The following is a 25,202-nucleotide window of genomic DNA, read 5'->3' on the forward strand; positions in this document are numbered from 1 at the left end:
CCGGGAACCCGCTCGAAATCTGTGTTCCATCGGGAGCGGTGAACCAACGGGGCGGCCGTCCTCGCCTGCACCGGGGACATGCGACGTCAATCTGCCTTCCATCAGGCAGGTCGGGTCCCCGCGGGAAACGCCGTCCTTTGGCCGACGGGTGCCGTGCTTGGCAGACGGGCGTGCCGGGACTAAGGTGGCGGTCCGCCACGCCGCCGGCGCCGCCGATGAAGTCCTCCGCCCGGGGAACCCTGCAGGCTCGGATCAACCGCCGCGTCCGCCTTGAACTGCGGGCGGTGCGGCGCGCGCTCGCCGATCGGCGTCATCCGCACCGCGCGGTGCACGAGGCGCGCAAGGCCATCCGGCGCCTGCGCGCGTTGCTGGCGCTGGCCGTGCGGCGGCTGGAGGCGATCGAAGTCGTGGGCCGGGAGTTGCGGCGCCTCGGCGACAGCCTGTCCCGGCTGCGCGATGCGCAGGTCGCGCTGGAAACGGCCGAGGCCATCGCATCGCAGGAACCGGCCTCCGCGCAGAACGTCGTGCACTGGCTGGCCGAACGCCGCGATCACATACTGGAACGCGCGCTCCGCCGCGATCCCGACTTCGCGCGCCGGCAGATGCTGCTTGATGCCTGCACGCGCGCGCTGGAGACGGTAGCGTGGTCGGAACTGGAAGACGACGACCTGCACGAGGCGCTCCGTCATTCGCGCAAGCGCCTGAAAAAAGCCGAACGCAAGGCGGAATGCAATCCGTCTCCGGAGCATCTGCACCGGCTGCGCCGCCGCGCGCGGCGCCTGCGCATGCAACTGGAACTGCTGCGCACGCTGGTCCCGGATTTCCATCCGGAGACGCTTCACGGCGAGACTCCGGGCAAGGCCATCCGCATCCTGCACAAGCAGAGCAATCGGCTGGGTCAACGCCAGGACAAGGAACACCTGGCCGATGTGCTGGAACGCATGCCGATGACCTTCGAGCGCGAGGTCATGCGCCGGCGCATCGAACGCGAGCTGAAGGAACCGCGCTGACCGGGGCTGTCGCAACGGATACATGATGCCGTCGCGACGTCCCGCCGCACGCTATCGCCGGGAAACCACCCGCCGGTCCGCGTCCAGCCGTTCCATCACCACCTCCAGCGGTGCCGGCCTGGCCACGTAGAAGCCCTGCACGTAATCGCAGGCATTGTCGCGCAGCCAGTCGTACTCTCCCTTTTCCTCGACGCCCTCGGCGATGGTGCGCAAGCCAAGGCCTCGCCCCAGCGCGATGAGCGCGCGGCAGATGGAAGCATTCTTCTCGTCGCGATGCACGCCGATCACGAAACTGCGGTCGATCTTCAGGTAATCCAGCGGCAGATCGCGCAGGTACGCCATGCTGGAGAAGCCCGTGCCGAAATCGTCGATGGAAATGCAGACGCCCTGGCGCTGCAGTTCCTCCAGCGAAGCGCGCACGGCCTCCCGGCTCTTGAGCATCGCCGTTTCCGTGAGCTCCACATGCAGGGCGCCGCGCGGCAATCCATGCCTGTCCTGCACCTGGCGAAGACTCGATGGCAGGGTGCCCTGCAGGAACTGCACGGCGGACACATTGACGGCGATGGCGATGTCGTCCCAGCCTGCCGCGCCCAGCCGCGCCCTCGCCCGGGCCGCATGCTCCAGCACCCATTCGCCGATCGGCACGATCAAGCCGGATTCCTCGGCCAGCGGCACGAAATAGGCCGGCGGTACGTAGCTGCCGTCGTGCTGGCGCCAGCGCAGCAAGGCCTCCATCGCCACGATGTCGCCGGTGGTCAGGCAGGTGACGGGCTGGAAGAACAGCTCGAACTCGTTGCCCGCGATCGCACGGCGGAGCCGGGACAGGATGGCCAGGCGCTCGGCGGCCTGCTCGTTCATTTCCAGCCGGAACACGGTCGCGGGCTCGTTCTCGTTGCGGGAATGCAGCGCCGCCAACGCGGCGTGATCGACCACCTGCTCCGCCGCGCCGGGCACCACGCCCGGCGAATCGGCCACGCCAATCCAGGCTTCGACCCGATGGCTGCCGCCTTCGAATTCGACCGGATCCGCCAACACCCTGACCACCTCCGTGACGAGCCGCTCGATCTCGCGCGCGTCCCGTGCGACGAGCACGAACGCATCAGAGGGCAGGTAGGCGGCCGGCCCGTAGCGGCCGGCCACCGCGGACAGCCGGCGCGAGATCTCCGACAGGATGGCTTCGCCCATCCGCCGGCCGAGCGTGGGGGAGACCACCTCCAGGTCCCGCAGTTGGAGGTAGACCGCGCCATAGGGCGTATGCCAGTTCTGCGAGCGCGCATTCACCTGATCGATCAGCGCGCGCAGTTTCAGCAGGCCCGTGCTTTCATCGTGCGTCGCCCGCCACGCCAGATCCTCCTCGTAGGCGACGCGTTCGCTGACGTCCTCGGCCAACACCAGCCGGGCCGGGCGTCCGTCGAACTGGATGCTGCTGCTGTGCACGCGCACGTACATGGGGCGTCCGTCGCGGCTGTAGTGGATCCAGACATTTTCCGATTCGCGCGGCTCGGCGGTATCGCGCACCGACTTCAGCACCTCGGCCTGTTCCTCGGGCGAACGGATCTGGAGGATGGTCATGCCGAGGAACTCCTCGCGCGAATAGCCGTACTTGCGGATGGCCGCCTCGTTCACCGCCAGGAATCGCAGCGATTCCAGATCGAATACCCAGAACGGCAGCGGATTCAGATCGAACAGCTCGCGGAACTGGATTTCCGCGCGCTCGATCTGCGCCTGGCTTTCGCGCCGTTCGGTGATGTCGACGATGGTGCCGGTCATCAGCGGCTTGCCGGCTTCGTCTGCCACCCGCGCACCGCGCGCGCTGATCCAGCGGATCCTCCGGTCTGGAAGGACAACCCGGTATTCGGAATGGAACGACTGCCCGCTGGACAGCGAGTCGGAAAACTCGCGGCTGACGCGCTGGCGATCCTCGTCGTGCATGCGTTCGAAAAAGTCCTCCAGCGGAATGAGGTCAGGCTTCTGGTCGAATCCGAACAATGCGGCCGCCTGCGCGGAGGCGCGGACCTTTTCCTGATCCAGCTCCAGCGCCCAGACCCCGGCACGCGAGGCTTCCTGCGCCTTGGCCAGCCAGTCGGCATGCCGCACCAGTTCTCCCTGCGTGGCAAGGCGCGCGGTTTCCGAGGACAGCAATCGCCTGACCAGATAGGCCGCACCCAGCCAGTAGAAGACCAGCAGCAGCGACGCGCTGATCACATAATTCCACCATGGCGCCAGCACTTCCCGTTCGGCGATGCCGACCGCGACCACGAACGGATAGCCGCTGGTGGAGGTGAAGCTGGCGTAGCGCCTGACCTGGTCGAGGGGGCTGACCCGCCTGACCTGCGTGGTTTCTCCCGCCGCAAGTAGCGGGATGTCCATCCGCTTGCCGATATCCCCCGCCTCACCCTGGCGCGCCAGCAGGTACCCATCGCGATCCAGGATGGCCGCGCTGCCGAGCTGGCCGATGTCCAACCCTTCCAGCAGGCGTTGCAGTTCGCCGGTCCGCAAACGCGCCACCAGCCAGTTGCCATCGGGGGTCCGCAACGCCAGCGGGACCACCGGGTGGCTGTGGCCCTGCACCTGCAGCCTGCCGGTCCTGAGATCCCCTTCGCCCGGGGGCGGCTGGAAGTTCGACTGCGAGGAATACTCGCTGACCCCGCGCCGTATCGGCTTTCCCTCGCGATCATAGAGATCGATGTCCTGCAGTTCGGCATTCCTGGAAATCACGGCGCGGATGGCCGAGGAGATGTCCCAGGTACTCTGCGATGGATAGTCGCGGACGTAGCCGTCGGCATCGCCCGCCATGCCGCGCAGGGCGCGTTCCAGGTGGCGTAGCTCGTAATGGAGCAGGCGATCGATGCCCACCGCGACCGCCAGGCTGTGGCGCTCGGCGGCATCGACCCGCGTGCCGCGGTCATGCACGATCGCCGCCAGCAGCGCGACGGTGAGCGCCAGCCCCAGCAGGATGCCGAACCGCCGGAATGCCGGCAGGGAACGGGCCAACGTGGCAAACCTTGCGGGATTCATGTCCATTGAATCGTCAGTCATGGCGGGGAAGATCGCTCAGGACGGCCCTCGTTCCACGGGTGGGATGATTTTTTTACGTTACCGAGTGCGCGAAGGTGTTTTTGTGATGAATGTCGTCACTTGCCGTTGACCCGGAAACGCGAGCCGGCTGCGGATTCCGGCAAGGGATCCTTGCAGCTGCAAGCCATCCGCCAACGATGCGAATGGCGGGACATTTCCAGGCGAACTCAGGCACTGGGCGCTTCCGCGCCCAGCACGCTCACCCGGTATTGATCACGGCCCCCCTCCTTCGCCTCGTACAGCGCATCGTCCGCCGCCACCAGCAGATCCTCCTGCGCCTCCACTTCGCGGGCGAAGGCGGCGCCGATGCTGGTGGAGATCTGCAAGGTCAGATCCTCCAGCTGCAGCGGTTCGCGGACGCTGGCGATGATCTTCTCGGCGACCACCTTGACCATCACCGGGTGGGTGATGTGTTCAAGCAGGATGACGAACTCGTCACCGCCCAGCCGCACCACCAGATCGGTCGCGCGCACGCACGACACCAGCCGGCGCGCGAATTCGCGGATGACCCTGTCGCCGACCGCGTGTCCATGCGTGTCGTTGATGCATTTGAAGTGGTCGATGTCCAGGTACATCAGCGCCAGCGCCTCGCCGCTGCGCTCGATGCGCAGCAACGCCAGCGACAGCCGTTCCTCCAGTTGCCGGCGGTTGGGCACGCCGGTCAGCGCATCCACCCGGCTCAACCGCTCCAGTTCGCGGCGACTGGCTTCCAGCGCTTCTTCCGCCGCCACCCGCCGGCTGATGTCGCGCCCGGTCAGGATCAAGTCGTTCTCCGCCGGATTGTTTTCCTTGGGGATGGGACGCATGACCACCTCCATCCACAGGTAGTGCCCGTCGCGGTGGCGGACCCGGTACTTGAGCGTCTGCGGCTGGCCGGAAGCAAGCACCTCGTCCATTGCCACACGTTGCCGGCCCTGGTCGTCGGGATGCACCAGGCTCCAGCGCAGGCCCAGCATTTCCGCCGGCTTCCAGCCCAGGATGTCCTCGGACGCGGGGGACACGTACACGCGCTCGCCATCCGGCCGCAGCCGCACCACCAGATCGCCGGAGTAGTCGGCCAGCAGGCGGTAGCGGTGCTCGTTCTCGCGCACCCTGGAAGTCAGCTTGTCGCGCTCGGCCATGCCCAGCACCACCGGGATGGTGATCAGGCAGCCGCCGGCCAGGTACAGCTGAAGCAGCGCGATGCGGCCGGCATCGCCCAGATCCTCCGGTCCCCACAACGGACCGTTGCCCTGGGCGGTCAGGGTGCCGCCGATGACGCCCAGCAGGATCACGCCCGCCGCCACGCCCGGGAACCGATGCCGGAACGCGGCCAGCAACAGCGGCGGATAGGTCAGGAACAGCACCGGGTACGAGGTGCTGAACACCAGCGCACCCACCGCGGCAATCAGCGCCATGCTGATGACGAAGCTGCGCCGCTTGCCGCGCGGCGCGACGGCCCGCCAGCCTTCCACGTGCAGGACCAGGGTGGTGGTGGCGAAGATCACCATGCCCACCACGTGCGCGGCGTACCAGCCCAGGAACGCCCGCACGAAACTGGACGGCAGCGAAGCTTCCGCCATCCACGCCGCCAGCACGCCGGACAACGCGCAGCCGGCCAGTGTGCTGGCCGTGGCAACGCCCCCCAGGGTCAGCCAGCGCTGCGGGTCGCCCACGTTCGGCACCACCCGGCGCACCGACCACGCGACCACCAGCACTTCGATCAGATGGCAGGTCGCCAGGAAGGCCGCGGCTCCCAGCGGCACCCCGGCCAGCCACTGGCCCAGCAGGTCCGCCGCGATGCCGACACCCAGACAGAGCGGCCAGGCGCGCGTCTCGCGCGCCAGCAGCCAGCCGGTGAGGATTCCGCTGGATATCCAGACGGCTGCGAGTTCGTCCGCGCCTTTCCCCCATTTCAGGGAAAGCCACGCCGTCCCTCCGACCAGCACGGCCAGCGCGATGCCGTCCGACCACCGATTGACCTGCTTCCCAGCGCCCACCGCGCCCCCTCGCCATACCCGGCCAGACGCCAGCCTGGCCTGCCTCCCGTCATCGACGTGTCGATGACCCCGCGCCAGTGTAGCCACCCCGGGGCCGGGGGATAACGGGGCGGCATGCATCGTCGGGGGGATTCGACGCTTCCTGGACGCCGGCCGTCAGCCGGCGCCGCGCACCGCCATCGCGCAATCCCATCGTCCGCCGGGTCCGGCCTGCCCGCGGGAGACCCCGCGGACGCGATGCTCAGACGACGCCGTGCCGCTTCAGCAGCGCCTGTTCGTCGCCCGATACCCAGCCGAAGACCCTGGCCTCGCCGTCCCGAACCTGGACCAGGTAATGCACCTCGAAATCGATCGCCGTTTCGGCGAGATCGTCGCGCGCATAGGTCGCGGTCCATGCCACGCTGGCCATGCAGTGAAGCCCGTCGATGGGCGCGACGCGGATATCCCGTATCCGCATCCGCCGGGTACCGATGTCGCGATAGTACGCATACCCCTGGGCCATGACGTTCCTGAGCTGCTGATCGTTCTTGCCCGACATCACCCCGGCCGGCGAAGCGGCGATGAAGTCCGAGGCATACAGGGATGCGACCTCGTCCATGTCCGCCTCGCCCGCCAAGGCTTGCCGGAACAGCCGCTCGTAGCGTTCAAACAGCGTTCTTACTTCCGTTTCGATGACAGGCGCTCCGATGAGGGTGCCGGCCCCATTCTGCCTCCCCGGAGCGGTGGCAAGCCGGTGAAGGCGCCGCCTGCGGCGGGATCGTCCCTCCTGACGCCTGCTGTCGCGTCCGCTGGCATGCACGGGTGGAATCCGGCACCCAACCGGGGACCTGCGCCCACTCGCCGGCAAAGGCGTGCTTTTCACGACCCGACCACGCTGGCGGCCGCAGGCTCGGCTGGCAACGCCGTGCCTCCGGAGATTCCGCCATGATGCGTCGTGGTTCGTTTGCAGGGCTCCTGCTTGCCGCGTTGTCCGGGATGGCGGCGATCACCGGATCCGGCCAGGCGCACGCGGCCACGATCACGGTGGGCAACTGCGACGACGCCGGTCCCGGAAGCCTCCGCGCGGCGGTGGGTTCCGCCGCCAGCGGCGACATCATCGACCTGCGCGGGCTGGCCTGCGATCGCATCGTGCTCGGCGGCAGCCTGTACTTCGGGCAGGAGGACCTGACCTTCAAGGGTCCCGGGCGCGCGCGACTGGCCATCGACGGCAACTGGTACGGCAACCGGGCCATCGAGCACTGGGGGCGCGGGACGCTGCGCATCGAGGATCTTTCCATCGAGAATTCGCGCGACGAGCTAGGCGGCTCGCACGACATGGGCGGCTGCATCAAGTCGCTGGGGAACATCGAGATCGTGCGCTCCCGCGTGCACCACTGCCTGCTGGTCGTCCGCGATGACATCTACTGGACCGAGGAGGGCCGTGGCGGCGCGATCTATGCCTTCGGCAACGTGCTCATCGAGCGCAGCATCGTGTCCGATGCCCACGTGACGACCTTCGGCTATGGCGGTGCGGTCAACGCGGGCGGCACCGTGACGGTCCTGGACAGCCAGATCCGCGACAGTTCGGCGTACTACGGCGGTGGCATCGCCGCGAACGACCTGACGTTGCGACGTTCGGTCGTGAGCGGAAACCGGGCGCGGGTCGGCGGCGGACTGCACATCGATGGCGCCGCGCTGATCGAGGACTCCACGATTTCCGGCAATGCCGCCTCCGAGCCGCAGCATCCTGCCCGCGACGAGGCCCTGGCCGGGGGAGGGATCAACGCCTACTCCGGTCCCGTCATCGTCAACAGCACCTTCAGCGGCAATGTCGCCGAATACTGGGCGGCGATGCTCCTGCAGGGCGGCGGGGCAAGGATCCTCAACAGCACCATCGCCTTCAACGAGAACACCCTGGATTGCAGGGGCGCGCTTCGGTCGGTCCTGGAACTCGACCTGGAAAGCACCGTGGTCGCACGCAACACCTGCCTCGGCGCGCCATCCATCGACGTCTCCGTCTACATCGACGGCGTCGTGGGCGGCCACAACCTGATCCAGTCATCGCAGGCCTCGTTGCCGGCCGACACCCTCCAGGCCGATCCGCTGCTCTCGCCGTTGGCGGACCACGGCGGTCCGTCGCCCACCCACCTGCTCCTGCGCGGCAGCCCGGCCATCGATCGTGGCAGCAACCTGCTCGATCTCCGCCACGACCAGCGTGGGCGTCCGTTTGCGCGCGTGCGCGGCAACGCGCCGGACATCGGCGCGACCGAGAGCAGGTTCCGGGCGGAGTGACCCATGCCGCCGGCCGCCGTCCGGCCCGCGTGGCCATGCTTCGCGGGCATCGCCGTCGGTGCGGGTGGACACGGGCAACAGGCAAGCGGAGTCCGCATGCGAACCACTACCGTCCAGATCGACGCAATGAAGCTTGCGGCCACGCTTGCCGGCGATGATCGACTGCCGCCACTGCTGTTGCTGCATGGATGGCCGCATTGCCGCCATCTCTACGATCCGGTGATCGACGCATTGGGCGGACACGCGTTCGCGATGGCCATCGACTTGCCGGAAGTAGGCGAATCGCGGGGCCCACCGCCGTCTTCCGACAAGGCCACCCTGGCCGACGTGGCGATCGCGGCGGCCGAACGATTGGGGGGATCGCGCCCCGTCGTGGCCGGCATCGACGTCGGTGGAATGATTGCGTACGCGGCGGCCCGTTACCACGGCGATCGCATTGCCGGGGCGATGGTGATGAATACCGCGGTGCCGGGACTGGATCCGTGGGACGAGGTGGTCGCGAATCCGGCCATCTGGCATTTCGCTTTCCATCGGGTGCCGTCTCTTCCCGAAGCGCTGGTGGCGGGCAGGCAGCGTGCCTACTTCGACTACTTCATCGATGCCTTGTCACGCGACAGGCAGGCGGTTGGAAACGACATGCGCCAGCGCTTCGCCGAAGCCTACCAGCGCCCGGAAGCCCTGCGTGCCGGGTTCGAGTGGTACCGGGCCATGCCCGAGGACGCGGAGCGGAACCGGGAATGCGTGCCCTTCGATACGGCCCTGGCCTACGTCCGTGGCGATGCGGACCCCGCCGACCTGCAGGAATACCTGGCTGGACTGCGCGCCGGCGGTGCGGTCAATCCCGCCGGAAGCCTGATCCCGCGATCCGGGGAACTTCTGCCGCTGGAGAACCCCTCGGCGTTCGTCGCCACGGTGCTGGCGTTCATGCGACGGGCAAACGCGTCGGGCCACTGACCGCGCGGCTTGCCGGGCGCACCGCCAGACGTTCGCAGACACCACGGGACCTTCATCTACGCTCGGCTGCGGGCGCGGCACTCTCGCCGACCGGCGGATCCAGCCATGGGGTTCCATCCTCGCGCCAATGCACCGGCTGGATGCGCGGGGATCGCTTCGCCGTGCATTTCATGTCGGGTCCGGGATTGGCGTGATACACGATCCAGGCACTGCCGTCGGGCATGTCGAAGAAGCCGTTGTGGCCGGGTGCGTGGACATCGCCAGCGGGATTCTTCGCCAGGATGGGTTGCGGCGCCTTGATCCACGACGAGGCTTGCAGCGGATCGCTTCCAGGGCGCGCGTGCAGCAGGCCGATCGCATAATCGTCCGACCAGCAGGCGCTGCCCGAGTATGAGAGGAACAGATCGCCCCGGGGCCCGGCGAGGAATTCCGGCCCCTCCAGGATCTGCCGGCCGCCCTGCCGCTCCCAGTCCTGGTCCGGGCGCGCGATGATGGTTTCCTCGCCGACCAGCGTCCACGGATCGGACATCGCCACGATTGCGAGCACGCTGTCCGGGCCGACGTATGGCGAATAGACGAAGTAGCGCTTGTCGCCGATGGCGAACGTGGTGCCGTCGATGCCGGGATGCCGGGTGGCGAGCCGACCACGATCGCGCCATTCGCCGGTGGTCGGATCGGCGTTTCCGTTTTCCAGCACGAAGACGCCGCGATGATCGTCGTCATCGTGGCCGCTGGCCGCGGCGGTGTAGTACACGTACCACTTGCCGTCGATGCGATGCAGCTCCGGCGCCCAGATCGACTGGGCGTTCGGACCGCGCGCCGGCGGCCGCCAGATGGTCGTCTCCTCCGCCTCGGCCAGGCGCGCGAGGTCGCGGGTCTTGCGTATCGCCAGCCGGTTGCCGTGCGTGCCCATGTAGTAGTAGATCCCGCCGTCGCGGACGATCCAGGGATCCGGCCCGGAAGGCAGCAGCGGATTCCGGAACTCCGGTGGTTCGGCGGCGTTCGCCGTGCTCGTGTACAGCAGGATTGCGCCCAGCAACAGGCGTGCCGGCCAATGGAACATGAGTCCTCCTCGGTTTCCGGTCAGCCCGGCGCCGCGTGATGCGGACGACGGCGGGAAGACGGGCCGCGTGCGACCCGGTTTGCATGGAGCCGCCAACGTAATCATATAATCCGACAATATACAAGCCGCCTCCGCGCCGATCGCGGCCAGCGGATCGCACCGCCCTCATTCGAGCCTCGCCATGAACCACGCGCACGCGGACAGCATCGTCGGAATCAACTGGGGCAGCTCCAATTTCCGCGCCTATCTCATCGCCACCGACGGCCAGGTGATCGACACGCTCGAATCCGCCTCCGGCATCACCACGCTCTCGCGCGAGGGCATGGTCGATGTCGCCAATCGCGTGCGCGCACGCTGGCCACAGGCCGGCGCCGTCTACGCGGCCGGCATGATCGGCTCCAACATCGGCTGGATCGACGCGGGCTATGTCGACTGCCCGGCCGGCCTGCGGACGGTGGGCGCGGGCCTGGTGCCCGTGCGCATCGGGGAGCTGTCGCTGTACATCGTTCCCGGCCTGGCCTGCGTGCGCGAGGCCGATGGCACGCCGGACATCATGCGCGGCGAGGAAACCGAACTGTTCGGCCTGCTGGCCGGCGATCGACTCGGTGATTCGCCCGTGATCGCCCTGCCCGGCACGCACACCAAATGGGTGCGCCTGCGCGACGGGCGCGTGCATGACTTCATGACCGCGATGTCGGGCGAAATCCACGACCGCCTGTCCGCGGCGGGCCTGCTTGCCTCGATCGTGGAGGGCCCGGGCCACGATGGCCCCGCGTTCCGGGACGGCGTAGGCGCGGCCGCGGCCCATGCCCTCGGCCTGGGCGCGCTGCTGTTCGGCGTTCGCGCACGGGTGATTCGCGGCCTGCTGCCGCGCGCGGACGCCAGCGCCTACCTGCGCGGCCTGTTGATCGGGGCCGAGATCGCCGACGCGCTGGCGCTGTTTCCGGAACTGCGCGCCACCACCGTGCCGCTGGTCGGATCGGCACCGGTGTGCATGTTGTACCAGGCTGCGCTGGCGGTGCAGGGGATCGCCTCGCGGCCGGTCGCCTCGGCGGATGCCGTCGTACGCGGATTCACCGGCATCCACGCGTTGCGCGGCTAGGTTGGCCGAGGTTGCTCACGCGGGCCGCGTGACCGAGGCCGCCTGCCATGTGTTGCGCCGCAACGTGCATATTGTCTGATTATATGTTTTTGTAGCCTTCCACGCCGTTGGGAGAGGTCAAGAGCGATGTTGCTTGGCAAGGGGATGGCAGTTGGTTGCATGGGTGCGCTGGCGCTCGCGGTCGCCGCATCGGCGGGCGCGCAGCAGCGCACGGTCATCGGCACGCTGCCGGACGGCACGAAGGTCGAATCCATCCTGCTGCGCGACGGCAGCGGCATGCAGGCGCGCGTACTGACGCTGGGCGCGGCGCTGCATTCGCTGGAAGTGCCGGATCGCGACGGCAAGTACGCCGACGTGGTGTTGGGCGACGCGACGCTGCAGGCCACGCTGGCCAAGCCGCAATATTTCGGCACCGTCGTCGGGCGCTTCGCCAACCGCATCGCCCGCGGCAGGTTCACGCTGGATGGACGCGAATACAGCGTGCCCACCAACGATGGCCCCAACAGCCTGCACGGCGGCACCCGCGGCTTCGACAAGGTGGTCTGGGACGTGGTCGAGGCCAAGCCTGATCGCACCACCCTGCGCCACGTCAGCGCCGACGGCGACCAGGGCTATCCCGGCACGCTGACGGTCATCGCCACCTACGCGCTCGAAGGCGATGGCCGGCTGGCGATCGAATACCGTGCCAGCACCGATGCGCCGACCATCGTCAACCTGAGCAACCACGCCTACTGGAACCTGTCCGGCGAAGGTTCGGGCACGGCGATGGATCACGAATTGATGATCGCCGCCGACGCCTATACGCCGGTCGACGCCACCCTGATTCCAACGGGCGAGTTCCGGCCGGTGGCCGGCACCGCGTTCGACTTCCGCACGCCCAAGCCAATCGGCCGGGATCTTCGCACCGGCAGCGAGCCGCAGTTGCTGCATGGTCGCGGCTACGACCACAACTGGGTGATCAGCCGCGAACCGGCGAAGGAAGCCCGCGAGGTGGCGCGCGTGCATGACCCGCGTTCCGGCCGGGTGATGTCGCTGGTGTCCGCGCAGCCCGGCCTGCAATTCTATTCCGGCAACTTCCTGGACGGCACCACGGTGGGCAAGAGCGGCCGCGTATACCGCCAGGGCGATGCCATCGCGCTCGAACCCCAGCTGTTTCCCGACACGCCGAACCAGCCTGCTTTCGGTTCGGCGCGCCTTGCGCCCGGCCAGCAGTACGTGAACCGCATGGTCTACCGGTTCTCCACGGACAAGGACGCCAGCAGCACCCGTTGATCCCGGCGCCAACCGGCGCCGCATGCCACCCACCGCGACGGCCCCGGCCGTCGTGGATGCCGGAGGCATGCCCGAATCCTCTCAGGTAATGGAGATGCATCCGATGCAAAAGTGGCTCACCCCCCTGCTTGCAATCCTGCTCGCCGCGACCGCGCCGATGGCGACGGCCGCCGACGGCGAACGCTGGTCGCAGGCCGAAGCGAAGAGCTGGTACGAACAGCAGCCCTGGCTGGTCGGCGCCAACTACACCACCTCCAACGCGATCAACCAGCTGGAGATGTTCCAGGCCGAGAGCTTTGATCCGGTGGCGATCGATCGCGAGCTCGGCTGGGCGCGCGAAAAGTTCGGCATGAACACCATGCGCGTCTACCTGCATGACCTGCTGTGGAAGCAGGACCAGAAAGGTTTCCTGAAGCGCCTCGACCAGTTCCTCGTCATCGCCGCGAAGCACGGCATCCGGCCGATGCTGGTGCTGTTCGACAGCTGCTGGGATCCGGATCCGGTGCTCGGCGCGCAGCGCCGTCCGATTCCCGGCGTGCACAACTCCGGCTGGCTCCAGAGCCCGGGCCGGCACGAACTGGTCGATCCGGCCAACGACGCGCACTTCCGCGCCTACGTGCAGGGCGTGGTCGGTGCCTTCGCCAACGACAAGCGGGTGCTGGCCTGGGACCTGTGGAACGAACCGGACAACCCGGGCGGCGGCAACTACATGGACAAGCAACTGGATCGCGAGCAGGCACGCATCGAGGAACTGCTGCCGAAGGTCTTCGAATGGGCGCGCGCGAAGAAGCCGATCCAGCCCCTCACCAGCGGCGTGTGGATCGGTGACGACTGGTCGCCTGGCGCCAGGAGCCTGAACGCCATCCAGCGCACCCAGCTGGAGCAGTCCGACGTCATCACCTTCCACAACTACGAACAGCCCGAAGCCTTCGAGGCGCGCGTCGCCCAGTTGCGCGGTTACGACCGCCCACTGATCTGCACCGAGTGGCTGGCGCGCGGCAACGGCTCCAACGTGGACACCATCCTGCCGATCGCGCGGCGCGAGAACATCGGCATGATCAACTGGGGCTTCGTCGACGGTGCCATCCAGACCCGCTTCCCGTGGGACAGCTGGCAGCGTCCGTACACCATGCAGGAGCCGACCCTGTGGTTCCACGATCTACTCAAGGCCGACGGCACGCCCTACCGCACGCGTGAAGCCGAGCTGTTCCGCAAGCTTGCCAACACGCCCGGGAACGCCGTTCCCAGTCACTGAACCGAGACGCCCCACCGGCCGCTCCCGCGGCCGGCGGGTCGCTCATGCCCCTCTTCCGGAGAAGATGTCATGAACACTCGTTTTCCCCGCTCCCTGCTGTCGCTTTCGATCCTGTCCGCCCTCATGTTGCCGACGCTGGCCATGGCCCAGGATGGCAACGCCGGTACGACCGCACAGCAGGCGCCGGCCGACCAGAATCCTTCCTCCCAGGACGCCACCAACCTGGATACGGTCGTGGTCACCGCGTTGCGCCAGAGCCTGCAGACCGCGCAGGCGATCAAGCAGGACGCGGACATGGTGGTCGATTCGATCGTCGCCGAGGACATCGGCAAGCTGCCCGACAACAGCGTGGCCGACGCGCTCCAGCGCGTGACCGGCGTGCAGATCGCGCAGGGCGGACAGGGCGAGACGACCTCGGTGGTGATCCGCGGCCTGCCCAACGTCATCAGTACCCTCAACGGTCGCGAGATCTTCAGCGGTTCCGGGCGCGGTTACGCTTTCCAGAACCTGCCGGCCACCGCGGTGAAGACCCTGCGCGTCTACAAGAGCAGCGAGGCCAGCCTGCCGCTGGGCGGCATCGCCGGCCTGGTCGACATCGAGCTGCGCCGTCCGTTCGACTTCGACGGCGCCGAAGTGGCCGGCACCCTCACCGGTACCCACAGCGAGTACGGCGGCAAGGTCGACCCCAACGCCAGCCTGCTGCTCAGCAACCGCTGGGACACCGACGCCGGCGAATTCGGCGCGCTGGTCAACTTCGGCTATCTGGGCAAGCACTACGCCTACGACGCGGTGTGGGGCGACTTCCCGAAGATCGTGAACAGCGGCGGCACCACACCTCCGATACGAACCGCGGAGGGCAATCTCATTGCCGCGCCAAACGGCTGGGGCACGGCGTACAACCAGGGCGATCGCAAGCGCGGCGCATTCAACTACGCCCTGCAGTGGAAGCCCAACGATCGCACCGAGGTCTACCTGGAAGGACTGTACGACTGGGTGCGCGACGATTTCGACCAGGCGTTCTACTTCTCGTTCCCGAACGGTGCGATTGCTCCATCGCAGCTCAACGTCGGCAACCACTGCTATCCCAACCAGATGGACGGACCGCTGGCCGGCCAGACCGTCTGCGACGCGACCAGCGGCACCTGGACCGGCAACAGCTACGCCGCGACCAGCACCCAGGCGCACGAGCAGCGCGGCCAGGACATCCAGAACGCGCTGGGGGTGAAGTGGGACGGCGACCAATTGCACCTGTCCACCGAGTTCACCCGCACGTCCGGTTATTACCGCGACGAGAACTTCATCATCGACACCTTCCTGAGCGGCCCGATCACCACGGTCTGGGAAGGCACGTCCGGTAGCCACCAGAACTGGTACCTGGCCGGCGATCCGGCGCTGGATCCGTCGCGCTTCCACCTCAACGGCCTGTTCCAGACCTGGGCGCACTCGCGTGGCGAGGAGAACAGTTGGCGTGGCGATGGCCGCTTCGAATTCCTCGACGGCCCGATCGCCTCGATCCAGTTCGGCCTGCGCTATGCGGATCGCACCGCCAGTGCCAAGGGCAGCGTGGAAATCTCCACGCCGCCGCCGGGCGGCGCGGGTGATACCGCCAACCCGAACCCGGACAATCAGGTCGTCGGCCTTTTCCCGGCCTCCAGCTTCTTCTGCAGCAAGCGCGACAACGCCGCGCTGCACCAGAAATTCCTGGTGCCCTGCTACGACTACCTGATCGACAACGCCGACGCGCTGCGCGCGTTCTATGGCCTGCCCGCCGGACTGGCGCCGGAGAATCCCGGCCGCTTCTTCGACATCGGCGAGCGCAAGGCCGCCGGCTACCTGCAGGCCAAGTACGACTTCGAGTTGTTCGGCCTGCCGGTCGACGGCCTGGTCGGCGTGCGGGTGGAGAAGGTGAAGCGCGATCTCAGCGCCTTCTCCTTCGATGCAAGCACCAGCGTCTACAGCCCGATCACGCGCCAGACCGACGACACCAACACGCTGCCCAACGCCAGCATGAACCTGCACTTCAGCGATGAATGGCAGCTCCGCCTGATCGCGGCCAAGACCATCAGCTACCCGGACTTCGGCGCGCTCAATCCGTCCATCTCGCTCAATCCGGGCACCATCAACCGGCCTGGCATCGCCTCCAGCGGCAATCCGGACCTGATGCCCATCGAGTCGATGAACTACGACGCCTCGCTGGAGTGGTACTTCTCGCCGGTGGGCTATGCCAGCGCGGGCGTGTTCTATCGCGACATCGACGGCTACATCCAGACCTACGTCACCAACGTGACCATCGGCGGCGCACCGTACGAGCTGTCCTTGCCGCAGAGCGCAGGTACCGGACACCTGCAGGGCGTCGAGCTGGCCTACCAGCAGACCTTCGACTTCCTGCCCGGTGCCTGGAGCGGCCTGGGCGCGCAGTTGAACTACACCTACATCGATGGTTCCACCCGGTCGCCGGACCTCATCGGCGGGCCGGTGATCTCGCGGCCGCTGCAGAACGTGTCGAAGAACAACTACAACGCGGTGCTGTTCTACGAGAACCAGGGGCTTTCGGCGCGACTGGCCTACGGCTATCGCAGCCGCTACATCGACTTCTTCACCCAGTCCACGGTGTCGGGCAACGAAGACCAGGTCGAGCCGGCCAGCTCGCTGGACTTTTCGGTCAGCTACGACGTGACCCCGCAGACCACGCTGGTGTTCTCGGCCACCAACCTGCTGGGCAACAACCTGCACCAGTTCTGGGGCGACGGCGATACCCGTCCGCGCGACATCCGCTTCCAGGACAAGACCCTCGCCCTGGGCCTGCGGTTCAAGCTGTGAAGAAGCACGCGACGCCCCGCGTGAAGTGGCTGGCACCGGCGCTGCTGTGCGCCGGTGCGGCCACCGCCGCGCCGGCCACGGACGATGCCGCCCGCGGCGCGCGCCTGGCCGCGGGCGTCGGTTATGTGTCGGCGATCCAGTTGGCGCACCAGCCGCGTGCGGATGACAACGGGCGCATGTTGCTGGTGTTCGAGCCGTCCGCTCCGGGCGGCATTCCGCTGTACGAAAGCCGGGACGCGGGTGGGCATTGGCGGCAGGTCGGCGAGATCACCGATCAGCCGCACGGCGATGCGCGCCGCTGGCAACTGCGCTGGCAACCGCACCTGAGCGAACTGGCCCGTTCCAGCGGCGACCTTCCGGCAGGCACCCTGCTGCTCGCCGCCAATTCGACCGGCCGCAACGAACATGATCAGGTAATCGCGCAGGACCTGCAGCTCTACGCCAGCCGTGACGGCGGCCGGCATTGGGAGTATCGCGGCAGCATCGTGCAGGGCGGCGGCCAGCCCTCCGATCGGCTCAACCAAGGGGTCTGGGAACCCTACATCGTGGTGCTGGACGACGGCCGCATGGTCGCCTTCTACTCCAGCGAGCAACACAAGCCGGCCGGTTTCAACCAGTTGCTGGCGCACAGGGTCTCGCTCGACGGTGGCCGCAGTTGGGGAGAGGAGACCGTGGACGTCGCACTCCCGGGTGGTGTCGAACGCCCCGGAATGGCCATCGTCGAACGCGTCCCCGGTCGCGGCTACGCGATGGTGTTCGAGAACATCGACGGTGAACGCAACGGCCAGGTCCATCTGAAATTCAGCGCCGATGGACTGGACTGGGGCGCACCGGAGGATCCGGGCATCGCCCTGCGCACCGCCGCAGGCGCCTGGCCGGCGGCGTGCCCGAGCATCCGCTGGCTGCCCGGCGAAACCGCGGATGGCGTGTTGCTGGTGGCCGCGCAACGGGCCGGCGGCGGTGGCGATGCGGGTGGCCGCACGCTCTATCGCAATGACCATGGCGGACGCGGACCCTGGTGGGAAGTCGACGCCCCGGTGCGCAAGGCCAGCGGCAACATCCACGCCGGCTGGACCCAGGCCATGCTGGTCCGCGCCGACGGCCAGTTGCTGCACATCACCTCCTCCTCCATCGCCTCGGCGCCCGCGCGGGCCGAGTCCAACGAGATCCTGCATGCCACCGCGCCGCTGGCGCTGGGGCGGTACGAAGCCGAGAACGCGGTCCGCCGCCGCGCCGCGCAGATCGACGACGCCGGCGCGTCGGCCGGCCGCAAGGTGCGCCTGGCCAGCGGCGCCGGCGCCGATCTCGTGTTCGAGGTCCGGGCCGGACGCGCCGGCGATCGCCACATCCGCCTGCGCTACGCCGACATCGGCTTCGCCGCCGCGCCGCGCGTGCGGGTGAATGGCCGGGAGCTGCCCTCCCCCGCTTCCGCCGCCAGCACGCCCCGCGACGGTGGCGCCATGATTTCCCACGGTTCCCATGCCATGCCCCCAGTCGTGCTATACCCCTATTGTCGGATAATCAGAGTGGCCGCCGGACGCGGCGCACCGAACCCAAGGGGCTCCAGTGAAGCAAATCGCGGTACGCAATCTCTACGACCAGGTCATCCAGGCGATCGGCCGGATGATCGTCAGCGGCGAGATCAAGCCCGGCGAACTCCTGCCGCGCGAGGAAGTGCTGGCCCAGCGCATGGCGGTGAGCCGGACCGCGCTGCGGGAAGGATTGAAGGTACTCGGTTCCAAGGGCCTGATCGAAACCAGGCAGAAGACCGGCACCCGGGTGCGCGAACCGCGCCACTGGAACCAGCTCGACGGCGACATCCTGGCCTGGCGATGCGCCTCGATGCCGACCGAGGACTTCGTCGAGAAGCTGGTGGAGATGCGCGAAATCATCGAACCGGCCGCGGCGGCGGCGGCGGCACGGCGGCGCTCGCCGGAGCAGTTGGCGAAGATCAAGGCGGCCTACGAGGCGATGGCCGCGGCCACCGACCAGGACGCCTGGGCCAAGGCGGACCTGGACTTCCACGAGAGCGTGCTGGACGCGACCAACAACGAACTGATGGCTTCGCTGTTCTCGGTCATCGACGCGGCGCTGGGCGCGTACTTCCTGCTGTCGGCTCAGACCGCGGCGGACTTCAAGTACTCGTTGCCGCGCCACTTCGACGTCTACGACGCGATCCGGCTCAAGCGGCCGGAATCCGCGCGCGAGGCGATGCTCGGCATGATCGAGGACTCGCGCGCCAACATCAAGAAAGGACGAGGGCGCACGCGCAAGTCCACCCGCTGAAGGAGTTCCCATGAGCACCGCCTGGATGCAACCCCTCCCTCTGGTTGCCATCCTGCGCGGGCTCACCCCGCAGGAAGCGCCGGCCATCGGCCTGGCGCTGGCCGAGGCCGGCTTCCGGATCCTGGAAGTCCCGCTCAACTCGCCGCAACCGCTGGAAAGCATCGCGCTGCTGGCGCGCGCGCTCGGTGACCATTGCCTGGTCGGTGCCGGCACGGTGCTCACGCCTCGCCAGGTCGAGGACGTGAAGGACGCCGGCGGCCGGCTGATCGTGATGCCGCACGCCGATGTCGACGTCATCGCCGCGGCGCACGCGCTCGGGCTGCGCTGCACGCCCGGCGTCGCCACCCCCACCGAGGCTTTCGCCGCGCTGCGCGCCGGCGCCGACGCGCTGAAGCTGTTTCCCGCCGAGCAACTGCCACCGCCGGTGCTGAAAGCCTGGCTCAGCGTGCTGCCGCGCGGCACGGGCGTGTTGCCGGTGGGCGGCATCACGCCCGAACGCATGGCCGCCTATCGCGACGCCGGTGCAACGGGCTTCGGCATCGGCTCGGCGCTGTACGCGCCCGGCACCCCGCCCACCGAAGTGGCGCGGAGGGCGCGCGCCTTCATCGATGCATGGAACAAGACCAACCGGGACCCCACCCCATGAAGATCACCGCCATCACGCCTTATCTCGTGCCGCCACGCTGGCTGTTCGTCCGCATCGATACCGATGCGGGCATCAGCGGCTGGGGCGAACCCATCGTGGAGGGCCGCGCGCATACCGTGGCCGCCGCGGTGGAGGAGCTGTCCGACTACCTCATCGGCCAGGATCCGCGCCTGATCGAGGATCACTGGAACGTGCTGTATCGCGGCGGTTTCTACCGCGGCGGGCCGGTGCTGATGAGCGCGCTGGCCGGGATCGACCAGGCGTTGTGGGATATCCACGGCAAGGCGCTGGGCGTGCCGGTGCATGCGCTGCTCGGCGGCAAGGTGCGCGATCGGATCCGGGTGTACTCGTGGATTGGCGGCGACCGCCCGGCGGACACCGCGCGCGCGGCGAAGGAAGCGGTGGCGCGCGGATTCACCGCGGTCAAGATGAACGCGACCGAGGAGGTGCAGTTCGTCGACTCCCACGAGAAGGTGACCCACGTACTGGAAAACGTGCAGGCCGTGCGCGATGCGGTCGGCCGCGAAATCGGCCTGGCGGTCGATTTCCATGGTCGCGTGCACAAGCCGATGGCCAAGGTGCTGATGCGTGAACTCGCGCCGTTCGGGCTGATGTTCATCGAGGAGCCGGTGCTGTCCGAACACCTGGAAGCCATTCCCGAACTGGCCGCGCTCTCGCCGGCGCCGATCGCGCTGGGCGAGCGCCTGTACTCGCGCTTCGACTTCAAGCGCGTGCTGCAGACCGGCGGCGTCGACATCATCCAGCCGGATCCCTCGCACGCCGGCGGCATCACCGAGACCCGCAAGATCGCCGCGATGGCCGAGGCCTACGACGTCGCCCTGGCCCTGCATTGCCCGCTCGGGCCGATCGCGCTGGCCGCCAACCTGCAGCTGGACGCGATCTGCTACAACGCCTTCATCCAGGAGCAGAGCCTGGGGATCCACTACAACGCCGCCAATGATCTGCTCGACTACCTGGCCGACCGCGCGCCGTTCGCCTACAACGACGGCTACGTGGCGATTCCCGGCGGCCCGGGCCTGGGCATCGAAATCAACCAGGCCTACGTGGACGAGCGGGCTTCGGAAGGACATCGCTGGCGCAATCCGGTCTGGCGCCATGCCGACGGCAGCGTGGCGGAGTGGTGATCCCGATGACTGAAACGACACCTCCCGCGGGCGCGATGGCGCGCTATCCCAGCCTCGCCGGCCGCAGCGTGCTGATCACCGGCGGCGCCACCGGCATCGGCGCCAGCTTCGTCGAACACTTCGCCCGCCAGGGAGCGCGCGTCGCCTTCCTGGACATCGACGATGCCGGCGCCAAGGATCTGCTGGACGGCCTCGGCGCGGTCGAGCACGTCCCCGTCTACCTGCGTTGCGACGTGACCGACCTGGACGCGCTGCATGCGGCCATCGCCGATGCGCGCCGGCACGTCGGGCCGATCGCGGTGCTGGTCAACAACGCCGCCAATGATGGGCGGCACGGCTTTGGCGATACCACGCCGGCCGACTTCGAGCGCAATGTGGCGGTGAACCTGCGCCACCAGTACTTCGCCACCCAGGCGGTGGTGGCCGACATGCGCGCGCTCGGCGGCGGCTCGGTGATCTGCCTGGGCTCCACCGGCTGGATGATCAAGAACGCCGGCTATCCGATGTATGCGATGGCCAAGTCCGCCGTGCATGGGCTGGTCAACGGTCTGGCGCGCGAACTGGGCGCGGATCGCATCCGCATCAACGCGCTGGTGCCGGGCTGGGTGATCACCGAAAAGCAGCGGCGGTTGTGGCTGGATGCGGAAGGCGAGGCGCAGATCCGGCGCGCGCAGTGCCTGCCCGGCCATCTGCAAGCCGAAGACCTGGCGCGCGCGGCGCTGTTCCTGGCCGCCGACGACAGCCGCATGTGCACCGGCCAGGACTTCATCGTCGACGGCGGCTGGGTGTGAACATGGACGTGAGCATCGTGGTGCCCGCCGGCAACCGGCTCGGCGAAGGCGTGTTGTGGTGCGACCGCGAACAAGCGCTGTACTGGACCGACATCCATGCCGCGCGGCTGTGGCGGTACGCGCCCACGAGCGGCAAGGTCGACCAGTGGCCGCTGCCGGAGCGCCTGGCCTCGTTCGCGCTGTGCGAGGCGGAGGGGTGGCTGCTGCTGGCGCTGGCCTCGCGGCTGGCATTCTTCCACCCGCAGCGCTACGAGTTGCGCGAGCTGCACCGCATCGGCATCGTGCCCGAGACCCGCGCCAACGATGGCGCCTGCGATCGCCAGGGACGCTTCGTGTTCGGCACCCTGCACGAACCGGCGCGAGGACCCCGATACGCGGTGGGCGGATTCCATCGCCTGCATGCCGACCTGTCGCTGGAAGCCCTGCCGCTGCCACGCGTGGCGATCGCCAACAGCGTCGCCTTCAGCCCCGACGGCGCGACCATGTACTTCTGCGATTCGCTGCGGAAGGTCATCCAGCGTTGCGACTATGGCGACGCATTGGGTCCGGCTTCCCCCTTCGCCGACCTGACCACGCAGGACGGCGAGCCGGACGGCAGCGTGGTGGATGCCGACGGAGGGCTGTGGAACGCGCAATGGGGCGCGGTGCGGGTGGTGCGCTACCTGCCCGACGGCCGCGAGGATCGCCGCGTGTCGATTCCCGCCACGCAGCCGACCCGCCCGGTCTTCGGCGGCGCCGATCTGCGCACGCTGTACGTCACCAGCGCGCATGACGGCCTGGACGCGGATGCGCGCGAGCGTGATCGCCATGCCGGTGACGTGTTCGCCTTCACTCCCGGCATCGCCGGGCTGCCCGAGCCCCGGTTCGCCGGCAACCCCGACGCCAAGCCGCGCCGCTGACGCGCGCCCCCTCCCGCGGAGATCCCATGACGCTTTCCACACTCGACGTTGGCATCGTGCTGGCCTACCTGGCCGCCATCTTCATCCTGGCGCAGTGGGTCTCGCGCGAGAAAGCGGGACACGAGAAGTCCGCGCAGGATTACTTCCTCGCCAGCCGCGCCCTGCCCTGGTGGGCGATCGGCGCCTCGCTGATCGCGGCCAACATCTCGGCCGAACAGATCATCGGCATGTCCGGTTCCGGCTACGCGATCGGCCTGGCCATCGCCTCCTATGAGTGGATGGCGGCGCTGACCCTGCTGATCGTCGGCAAATGGTTCCTGCCGATCTTCCTGCGCAACGGCATCACCACCATGCCGCAGTTCCTGGAGGAGCGTTACGGCAATCGCATCCGCACCCTGATGGCGGTGTTCTGGCTGGGCCTGTACGTGTTCGTCAACCTGACCTCGATCCTGTGGCTGGGATCCATCGCGGTCTCGCAGGTGGCCGGCCTCGATCAGAACCTGGCGCTGATCCTGCTCGGCACCTTCGCCCTGGCGTACCAGTTGTACGGCGGCCTGAAGGCGGTGGCGCTGACCGACATCGTGCAGGTGTCGCTGCTGGTGCTGGGCGGATTGCTGGTCACCGGCATCACCCTGGGCCAGATCGGCGATGGCAGCGTGATCGACGGGTTCACCACGCTGTGGCGGCAGCAGCCGGAGAAGTTCGAGATGATCCTCGACCCGGCCAATCCCTTCTACAAGGATCTGCCCGGCCTGTCGGTGCTGCTGGGTGGCATGTGGATCGCCAATTTGAGCTACTGGGGTTTCAACCAGTACATCATCCAGCGCGCGCTCGCCGCCAAGGATATCCGCGAAGCGCAGAAGGGCGTGGTGTTCGCCGCGTTCCTCAAGCTGCTGATGCCGGTGATCGTGGTGCTGCCGGGCATCGCCGCGGTGGTGCTGGCGCCGCAACTGGAACGCCCGGACGCGGCCTATCCGACGATGATGCGGCTGCTGCCCAGCGGGGTGCTGGGACTGGTGTTCGCCGCGCTGGTGGCGGCGATCGTCGCGTCGCTGGCCTCCAAGATCAATTCGGTGGCGACCATCTTCACCCTCGATTTCTACGCCAAGCGCGATCGCGAGGCCTCGCAGGCCAAGCTGGTGCGGGTGGGCCGCATCGCCGCGGCCGTGGCGATCCTGGTGGCGGTGCTGACCGCGCGTCCGCTGCTGGGCGGATTCGACCAGGGCTTCCAGTACATCCAGGAATTCACCGGCTTCTTCACTCCCGGCATCGTGGTGATCTTCCTGCTGGGACTGTTCTGGAAGCGCGCCAACGAGGCCGGCGCGCTCGCCGCCGCGATCGGTTCGTTCCTGCTGTCGCTGGCGCTCAAGCTGGCGTGGCCGGCGCTGCCGTTCATGGATCGCATCGGCCTGGTGTTCCTGCTGGCGCTGGTCCTGGCCGTGGGCGTCGCGCTGGCGACACGCGCCAGTGGCGATCGCGATCGGATCCGCACCGCCGACGTCAGTTACGCCACCGCGCCTTCGTTCAACGTTGCCTCGCTCGCGGTCGTTGCCATCCTGGTCGCGCTGTACGCGGTTTTCTGGTGATGGGCATGCGCGCGCTTCGCATGTCGGCGCAAGGCGCGCTCCTGGCGGGCCTGATGCTGGCCGCGGCCCCGATCTGGGCAGTCGAGGTGCGCTGGACCGATACCGCCACCGTCGCCGCACGGGACGCCGGCTGGGGTCGCATGACCCGGCTGACCGACGGCCGCTGGCTGGCGGTGACCACGCGCTTCCACAAGGACCGGCCGACCACGCTCGCGCTGTCCGTCAGCGACGACCACGCGCGCAGTTGGCAGCCCTGGTCGGAACTGGCCGAACCCGGACGCAAGATCGACAACGGCGAAGTCCTCGCCCTGCCCGATGGGCGCGTGCTGCTGGCGATGCGCTCGCTGGTGGACGGCGCCTCCTACCGGTTGCATCTCTACGCCAGCGATGACGGCGCCCGCAGCTGGCGGTTCCTGAGTGTCATCGACCAGAACGAAACGCCCGGCGGCCGCAACGATCGCGGCGTATGGGAACCGGTGCTCACCCTCCTCGACGACGGCACGCTGTCGGTCCTGTATGCGGACGAGACCCTGGCCGACGGCCAGCCGGCCTACAACCAGGTGGTTTCGCAGCGCCTGTCGCGCGATGGAGGACGCAGTTGGGAATCCAGGGCGGTGATCGCCGCCCAGCCCGGCGGCGGCGCGCTGCGACCCGGCATGCCGGTGATGGCGCGGCGTCCGCAGGGCGGCTACGTGCTGGTGTTCGAAATCTGTGGCGAAGACAAGCACTGCCCGGTTTCTTCCAAAATCTCGCCCGATGGCCGTTCCTGGCCCGCCGGACTGGGCACGCCGCTGGCGGATCAGCGCTGCGGGCCGCAGATCACCACCACCACCCGCGGCACGATGTTCGTCACCTCCTGCCAGAACGAGATCAGCGTGAGCGAAGACGGTGGCGGAAACTGGCAACGCTTGCCCGAACCCGCCTGGCCAATCGGTTTCCGCCATTCATGGCCGGCCGTCTACGAGATCGCGCCCGACGAAATCGGCGTCATCAACGTCACCGAGGGCGGCCGCGTGCAGATCCGGTTCGGCACCTACTGAGGCCG

At 68.1% G+C, this 25,202-nt stretch carries 18 protein-coding genes; 14 read left to right on the forward strand and 4 right to left on the reverse strand.

The annotated features are described in order from the left end of the window. Positions 1-215 precede the first annotated feature (215 nt). Positions 216-1,010, forward strand: coding sequence for a CHAD domain-containing protein (locus IQ458_RS10595; RefSeq protein ID WP_203322763.1), 795 nt, complete (start codon positions 216-218; stop codon positions 1,008-1,010). 51 nt (positions 1,011-1,061) lie between these two features. Here the strand turns inward: IQ458_RS10595 and IQ458_RS10600 are convergent, their stop codons facing one another. From IQ458_RS10600 to IQ458_RS10610, 3 genes are all read right to left on the reverse strand, one after another. Continuing rightward, on the reverse strand, positions 1,062-4,004 hold the full coding sequence (locus IQ458_RS10600; RefSeq protein ID WP_203322764.1) for a bifunctional diguanylate cyclase/phosphodiesterase: 2,943 nt from the start codon (positions 4,002-4,004) through the stop codon (positions 1,062-1,064). Positions 4,005-4,255: 251 nt separating this feature from the next. Beyond that, a complete protein-coding gene (locus tag IQ458_RS10605) occupies positions 4,256-6,067 on the reverse strand; it encodes a diguanylate cyclase domain-containing protein (protein ID WP_203322765.1) in 1,812 nt (603 codons plus the stop codon). Positions 6,068-6,308: 241 nt separating this feature from the next. Then, positions 6,309-6,866, reverse strand: a complete 558-nt coding sequence (locus tag IQ458_RS10610; protein WP_235996757.1) for a DUF4440 domain-containing protein — start codon at positions 6,864-6,866, stop codon at positions 6,309-6,311. Positions 6,867-6,991: 125 nt separating this feature from the next. Between IQ458_RS10610 and IQ458_RS10615 the strand changes: the two genes are divergently transcribed. Both IQ458_RS10615 and IQ458_RS10620 read left to right on the forward strand, forming a co-directional pair. Further along, positions 6,992-8,338 (forward strand): choice-of-anchor Q domain-containing protein, encoded by a 1,347-nt coding sequence (locus tag IQ458_RS10615; RefSeq protein WP_203322766.1) that lies wholly within the window; start codon positions 6,992-6,994, stop codon positions 8,336-8,338. Between the two features lie 96 nt (positions 8,339-8,434). Then, positions 8,435-9,292, forward strand: a complete 858-nt coding sequence (locus IQ458_RS10620) for an alpha/beta fold hydrolase (protein ID WP_183641261.1) — start codon at positions 8,435-8,437, stop codon at positions 9,290-9,292. A gap of 52 nt (positions 9,293-9,344) precedes the next feature. Here the strand turns inward: IQ458_RS10620 and IQ458_RS10625 are convergent, their stop codons facing one another. Beyond that, entirely contained in the window at positions 9,345-10,355 is a 1,011-nt protein-coding gene (locus tag IQ458_RS10625; protein ID WP_203322767.1) for a glycoside hydrolase family 43 protein, read from the reverse strand. Between the two features lie 181 nt (positions 10,356-10,536). Here IQ458_RS10625 and IQ458_RS10630 point away from each other — a divergent pair, with 181 nt between their 5' ends. The 11 genes from IQ458_RS10630 (at position 10,537) to IQ458_RS10680 (ending at position 25,197) form a co-directional block, all read left to right on the forward strand. Beyond that, complete coding sequence (locus tag IQ458_RS10630; RefSeq protein WP_203322768.1) at positions 10,537-11,457, forward strand: 2-dehydro-3-deoxygalactonokinase; 921 nt, start codon at positions 10,537-10,539, stop codon at positions 11,455-11,457. 144 nt (positions 11,458-11,601) lie between these two features. Beyond that, a complete protein-coding gene (locus IQ458_RS10635) occupies positions 11,602-12,729 on the forward strand; it encodes an aldose epimerase family protein (protein ID WP_235996758.1) in 1,128 nt (375 codons plus the stop codon). 103 nt (positions 12,730-12,832) lie between these two features. After that, the gene (locus IQ458_RS10640) at positions 12,833-13,984 is read left to right on the forward strand and encodes a cellulase family glycosylhydrolase (RefSeq protein ID WP_235996759.1); all 1,152 of its coding nucleotides are present in this window, start codon (positions 12,833-12,835) and stop codon (positions 13,982-13,984) included. Between the two features lie 69 nt (positions 13,985-14,053). Then, entirely contained in the window at positions 14,054-16,804 is a 2,751-nt protein-coding gene (locus IQ458_RS10645; protein WP_203322770.1) for a TonB-dependent receptor, read from the forward strand. Positions 16,805-18,370: 1,566 nt separating this feature from the next. Next, entirely contained in the window at positions 18,371-19,090 is a 720-nt protein-coding gene (locus tag IQ458_RS19895; RefSeq protein WP_203322771.1) for a FadR/GntR family transcriptional regulator, read from the forward strand. Between the two features lie 10 nt (positions 19,091-19,100). Next, on the forward strand, positions 19,101-19,736 hold the full coding sequence (locus IQ458_RS10655; protein WP_141455254.1) for a 2-dehydro-3-deoxy-6-phosphogalactonate aldolase: 636 nt from the start codon (positions 19,101-19,103) through the stop codon (positions 19,734-19,736). After that, positions 19,733-20,881, forward strand: a complete 1,149-nt coding sequence (gene dgoD, locus IQ458_RS10660; RefSeq protein ID WP_183639469.1) for a galactonate dehydratase — start codon at positions 19,733-19,735, stop codon at positions 20,879-20,881. The genes IQ458_RS10655 and dgoD overlap by 4 nt, the downstream gene beginning before the upstream one ends. Before the next feature lie 5 nt (positions 20,882-20,886). After that, complete coding sequence (locus tag IQ458_RS10665; RefSeq protein WP_203322772.1) at positions 20,887-21,672, forward strand: SDR family NAD(P)-dependent oxidoreductase; 786 nt, start codon at positions 20,887-20,889, stop codon at positions 21,670-21,672. Between the two features lie 2 nt (positions 21,673-21,674). Then, a complete protein-coding gene (locus tag IQ458_RS10670; protein ID WP_235996760.1) occupies positions 21,675-22,571 on the forward strand; it encodes an SMP-30/gluconolactonase/LRE family protein in 897 nt (298 codons plus the stop codon). 26 nt (positions 22,572-22,597) lie between these two features. After that, positions 22,598-24,157 carry a sodium/sugar symporter gene (locus IQ458_RS10675; protein ID WP_192199569.1) on the forward strand — a complete coding sequence of 520 codons (1,560 nt, stop codon included), beginning with the start codon at positions 22,598-22,600 and terminating at the stop codon, positions 24,155-24,157. A gap of 5 nt (positions 24,158-24,162) precedes the next feature. Next, positions 24,163-25,197, forward strand: a complete 1,035-nt coding sequence (locus IQ458_RS10680; RefSeq protein WP_203322774.1) for a sialidase family protein — start codon at positions 24,163-24,165, stop codon at positions 25,195-25,197. Positions 25,198-25,202 lie beyond the last annotated feature (5 nt).

The organism is Pseudoxanthomonas beigongshangi (assembly GCF_016820515.1).
Classification (GTDB): domain Bacteria; phylum Pseudomonadota; class Gammaproteobacteria; order Xanthomonadales; family Xanthomonadaceae; genus Pseudoxanthomonas_A; species Pseudoxanthomonas_A beigongshangi.

What these genes read in the sequence shown, in the direction of transcription:
- IQ458_RS10595 (WP_203322763.1), top strand. Translation starts at nt 216, where the DNA reads ATGAAGTCCTCCGCCCGGGGAACCCTGCAGGCTCGGATCAACCGCCGC.
- IQ458_RS10615 (WP_203322766.1), top strand. Translation starts at nt 6,992, where the DNA reads ATGATGCGTCGTGGTTCGTTTGCAGGGCTCCTGCTTGCCGCGTTGTCC.
- IQ458_RS10620 (WP_183641261.1), top strand. Translation starts at nt 8,435, where the DNA reads ATGCGAACCACTACCGTCCAGATCGACGCAATGAAGCTTGCGGCCACG.
- IQ458_RS10625 (WP_203322767.1), bottom strand. Translation starts at nt 10,355, where the DNA reads ATGTTCCATTGGCCGGCACGCCTGTTGCTGGGCGCAATCCTGCTGTAC.
- IQ458_RS10630 (WP_203322768.1), top strand. Translation starts at nt 10,537, where the DNA reads ATGAACCACGCGCACGCGGACAGCATCGTCGGAATCAACTGGGGCAGC.
- IQ458_RS10635 (WP_235996758.1), top strand. Translation starts at nt 11,602, where the DNA reads ATGGCAGTTGGTTGCATGGGTGCGCTGGCGCTCGCGGTCGCCGCATCG.
- IQ458_RS10640 (WP_235996759.1), top strand. Translation starts at nt 12,833, where the DNA reads ATGCAAAAGTGGCTCACCCCCCTGCTTGCAATCCTGCTCGCCGCGACC.
- IQ458_RS10645 (WP_203322770.1), top strand. Translation starts at nt 14,054, where the DNA reads ATGAACACTCGTTTTCCCCGCTCCCTGCTGTCGCTTTCGATCCTGTCC.
- IQ458_RS10655 (WP_141455254.1), top strand. Translation starts at nt 19,101, where the DNA reads ATGAGCACCGCCTGGATGCAACCCCTCCCTCTGGTTGCCATCCTGCGC.
- dgoD (WP_183639469.1), top strand. Translation starts at nt 19,733, where the DNA reads ATGAAGATCACCGCCATCACGCCTTATCTCGTGCCGCCACGCTGGCTG.
- IQ458_RS10665 (WP_203322772.1), top strand. Translation starts at nt 20,887, where the DNA reads ATGACTGAAACGACACCTCCCGCGGGCGCGATGGCGCGCTATCCCAGC.
- IQ458_RS10670 (WP_235996760.1), top strand. Translation starts at nt 21,675, where the DNA reads ATGGACGTGAGCATCGTGGTGCCCGCCGGCAACCGGCTCGGCGAAGGC.
- IQ458_RS10675 (WP_192199569.1), top strand. Translation starts at nt 22,598, where the DNA reads ATGACGCTTTCCACACTCGACGTTGGCATCGTGCTGGCCTACCTGGCC.
- IQ458_RS10680 (WP_203322774.1), top strand. Translation starts at nt 24,163, where the DNA reads ATGCGCGCGCTTCGCATGTCGGCGCAAGGCGCGCTCCTGGCGGGCCTG.